The following is a 4,633-nucleotide window of genomic DNA, read 5'->3' as shown; positions in this document are numbered from 1 at the left end:
CTTATAATACTCTTTGAGTTCGGGCAAATTTGTAATCAACTGATTAGGTAATGGATTTAGACTTCGTTCAGCAAGTCGCTCAGACCAAACTGACTCATCACTACATGTACATAAAATTGTGATTAATTCCCCGCCTCTTTCCTCAATCCGGGTCTTAAATCTCCGTACGCCGTCCGTATTATTCAATCCGAAATCAAGTATGATCCCTGCACCAGAATCAATATTGGTTTGTAAGAAACGATAAAGAAAATCGAAACATATTATGTTTCTCATATCATGTTCGGGCACAATGGCTGCAACTCAATCGTAAATATCGTCCTTATGTAATACAGGGAGTTTGAGTCTTTTACCAAGCTCGTTTGTTAATGTCGATTTACCAGTCCCAGACTTACCTCTAAATAAGATTATTTTAGACATAATAGCTCCTAGCACCCCCTCAATCTGTAGTGGCTTTCACTAATGTGATGCCAAAAGGAGGAAAAGGTTTCAAGTTCATTTTCACTATACTGCCCGTTATCTTAATAAAAACAAGGAGAAGTTACCGTAGTATCTGCTCCTTGTACTGTTCCACTAGTTCCCTGTTAGTTGAAAAGCATCTATAAATAGATGATCATCGCTAATCAACTGTTTTCATGATGTTCACTAGATATTGATCTAAGTCTATGTTTATCAAAAATTCTTTTATCATAAGATATTGTGTATTCTTTATTAACTTTAACTAGTTCTGAAATATCTATTGGGATTGTTATTGTTCTTACTCGATTGCTAAAATTAATTAAAGTCATTTCGTGTTTACTAACCTTCTGAACAGTAATAACTTCGAAAGTTGAGGATCGAAAAGAGTTCCACAACATGATTAAACCCACAACAGCTAATAAAGATATGATTATTCTTTTGTTTCCTCTAATCACTAGAACCTCCTTTCAATGATTCAAAATTTATCGTTTGCATGTCTTTTTTCGGAGATTTCTTATAGCGTATTATCTGCGACAGACTTTATTACATTTAGGAAAACTATTCCCTCCTGATCATCATAAACACCTCTAATTACCTTACCATTTAATCTATACTATGGATATTTCTATTAAAGTAAACTGCCCGTTAGCATTCCTGTAGATTCATTAATTTGGACTTTAAATAAAAAAGAGCGCCTCTGCATGATAATTAACGTCTGTTAGGTATTTACGATTACCTTCACCGAATCCGACATTCCCCGTAATTTTACATACCACGTCAAAAATGACTCAACCATAAATTTCGAGTCGCATACCGCAGCCTTTGGCAGGCAAGTCAATTCACGATCAATAAAAAAAGCCACCTGGAAAGGTGGCTTGCACTCAAACAGAGTGCAAAAGTATAGATAGGAGTGGAGAGTCCTGTCCTGAACCTGTTGCTTTTAGAGTAACGTACTTTCATACCGTGCCTGATGCCAACCGTGCCGCTTTCAACAGCATTCAAAACCACTATTTCTTCATTATAGGAATGCTGCCCGTTAGCTTAATAAAATGAGCAGGCCACCGCAGCGCCTGCTCATCGATGTGTACTATTGAACTAACGTTTCCTTTACTCATCTGCCCCTATGTTAACTGATGCTCCCCGTAGTCTTGCTTGACCGTCAATGTCCAAGGTTTTGATGATCGAACTGTAAGATCTACCTGCATCGATTGCTGCGGAAGCAGCTTTAAGGTGGAAATTATTTTGGCCTTGATTCACAAACCGGGGTTCGGCAAATATAGAGTGTACATCATTTCTAGTACTGGTCTTATAAGCCGAAAAACCGACATATTCCTCGTTTTTCCAAATCCAAGTTGCTTTCGAAACGTCTCCGGGGGCGTAATAAAGATTGTAGTCTACCACATTTCCCGAGTTTTTCGTGTGTTCGTTATAGATGAAGACATTCGATGATTCCGCAAAGATGATATTATTTGTGATCATATTATTCTTGGTATCATACTGTAGCAGAATTTGACCACTGCCGTCATTCAGCGAATTATTTTGATATAGGGTATTGTTGATGATCTTGCAATTCACAGTTGCGCCTCGTTCACTATCGTAGCCGCCCATCGCTATTCCCGTATACCGATTACTGTAGACAATGTTGCTTCGCACGGTAATATCGCTTGTGGATTTCCCTGCATGTTCACTGGCAATTTCAATGCCAATATCGTTCTTGTAACTGTAATTTCGTTCAATAACACTGTCTTTCCCCCCATCAATATAAATACCACCGGCCGCGTTGCTATTGTTAGGAAGTGATTTACCATAAGAAGGGTTAAAGTTGGATGAGATGTTATATACTCTATTGCCACTGACTAATCCATTTCTCACTTGATCGTAGGACGGATGCGGCGCTACTCCTTCGAAGCCGATGAGATCGATTCCGATATTGTCATTATCATGAATGAGATTGTTCGTCACGGAAAAAGTATCGACATTTCCGTTTAAAACAAGGGACTCGCTTGAACCCAGTACCAGCTTGTAAAGCTCATTACCTTCTATCGCTACATGATGAATGGAGGCGGGTGCATCAGTACCATACACAGCGATACCGTGAGCATCCCGGCCAAGCAGGTCACTGCCGGTTGGTGCAGCGGTATTTTTGATATCATGCACTTTGTTATTCAGAATCTTAATATAGCTTCCTGAGCCGTGGACATATATACCTATAGGCAATTGATCTTTTTTCGTTGTGATAAAATTACGGATTTCAAACCCCTTTATCGTGATATGGCTGGCGTCTTCAATCTCAATAATGCCTTGTTGTCCTGTGACAGAAAGTCCGCTTCCATCAATGACTGCCCTTTCCTTCGGAAAGTTTACGAACGTGATCGAACCACCCCGGGCTGAGCCGGAGCGGGTAATTTTTAGCTTTTGCTTATAGACGCCCCCTCTAACATACACGGTACTGCCCGGTTTTACGACGTCTGCTGCATGCTGGAGAGTTCTCCATGGAGATTTTTTGGTGCCCGCGTTATCATCGTTGCCTCTGGAGTCTACATAATAGGTGGGAGTGGCTGCTGAAGTAGAGGTGGCACGCAATTGCCCCATCATAATTATTACAGTTGCAACTACCGTACCAAGAATGAATAATTTACTCTTTGTTTGCATTGAGACGGATCTACCTTTCCAGAATGTTTCTTTTAATTATACTATAACGAATCTTAAGCACCATCAAGTAAACACTTGAGCAAATGTGATCAAGGAAAAGACTGGCGTACTTTGGACTCAGACGGGAATATCATTATCAGCATTTATTCTCTAGACTTGTTCAACTACCCGCCCGTTAACGTGTCCCGTTAGTTGAGCGATTACATTCAAGCAGTGCAAACATGAATGCTTTACCATACAGAAAGTTTTGTTCTGAAATCATTTTCATCTGTAATGAAGTTTACTTCAGAAAACCCCATTGTTAGCGAGTTATTATAGAGCCTTTGGATTGTTTCTGGATCCTTACTATACACCGTAACATACACGCAATCGACCACTAAAATAACGAGGCTACATTCACTGATAATAAAATCTTCAAACGTTTGAATATCAATAATCTCTTTATTTCTTGGAAAAGCCTTTAGGTTTGCAAAAATCACATAATACTCGTTTTTTTCTATTGTCTGCTTTAATGTTTCGCCTTCCATTCCAATAACCTCATCAGGAAAGAGTGGCCGCCCTAACTCCCCGTACTCGATGAAATATGCTTCTTCACCGCCAACATACCAGTTATATGCAGCTACATCGACTGGCTTCAGTATCCCAGCCAAGTAGCTCCCGTACTCATTTGGTATTTCGAAGCTAATGCCTCTTATCATAATAACTCCTCTCCTATACTGCCCGTTACTTCAATGAAAAACGGCAAACGATTAATAGCGTTTGCCGTCTTTTCGTCATTCAACTATCGTTCCCCGTTAGTTGAACATCCATCGTCAGACTTCTTAAGTTTTTATAGTCAATCTTCGCAACAATATTGCTCCCTCAGATTTAAAAACCTTCTCGCGTCTTATAAAATCCTCAACTTCAGATAAATTTGCCGGCCTATATCCAGGACCACCACATCCACAGGAATGATATGTAAAACCGTTATTATATAACAATTCTACCTTCATCCACTGTTTAAGGTCATTTTGTTTAAGTGCTTTAAAATCACGTCCCATATCCTTCATTATTTCGGTACATTGTGGGCATTTATAATATCTAATTTTGGATCTCAGTTTTATCTAGTTTTGAAGCAGAAGTTTGTTTGAAAACCTTCCTGCATTTAAAACACGCGTAAATATCCTTATATGGGCCGTAAATTGCATATCGACACATAAATGATCACCTCCATAGATTAGCTGAATCACAACTTGCGTTATCTGCTTTTCTCATCCGTCTTAGCAAAAAAAAGGATAACATTATTTTACCACGCTAACCTGCCCGTTCGTATTATGAGGTCACCAGAAATTACTGGTCGACCTCATTTTTGTGTGGTCGTAAGATAGCGGTAGCCTGGGATCGAACGTTTCTGCCCGTGAGACTTGGATCTCGAGAGCTATTCCGTTCATCCCCCCTACTTGTTAAACCATGATTAGGCTAGTTGGGGCATGACCCCGAATCACATGCGATAATGTGGACGACAAGAAGGTTAGGGGCTTCCGGC

The 4,633-nt window shown here is 39.8% G+C and carries 3 protein-coding genes; all 3 read right to left on the bottom strand.

The features are described from left to right. Positions 1-288: P-loop nucleotide/nucleoside kinase family protein (locus AC1DOV_RS34510; RefSeq protein WP_477552144.1), on the bottom strand; the 288-nt coding region annotated here is incomplete at its 3' end. A gap of 1,275 nt (positions 289-1,563) precedes the next feature. Then, positions 1,564-3,108, bottom strand: a complete 1,545-nt coding sequence (locus AC1DOV_RS34505; RefSeq protein WP_477552143.1) for a DUF1565 domain-containing protein — start codon at positions 3,106-3,108, stop codon at positions 1,564-1,566. A 230-nt stretch (positions 3,109-3,338) separates the two neighbouring features. Continuing rightward, positions 3,339-3,806: a DUF2691 family protein gene (locus tag AC1DOV_RS34500; RefSeq protein WP_477552142.1), complete on the bottom strand. Its 468-nt coding sequence runs from the start codon at positions 3,804-3,806 to the stop codon at positions 3,339-3,341. Positions 3,807-4,633 lie beyond the last annotated feature (827 nt).

This window comes from Paenibacillus sp. 01T47 (genome assembly GCF_056398245.1).
Note: the sequence above shows the minus strand (reverse complement) of the source record. Positions and strands in the feature narration are given on the sequence as shown.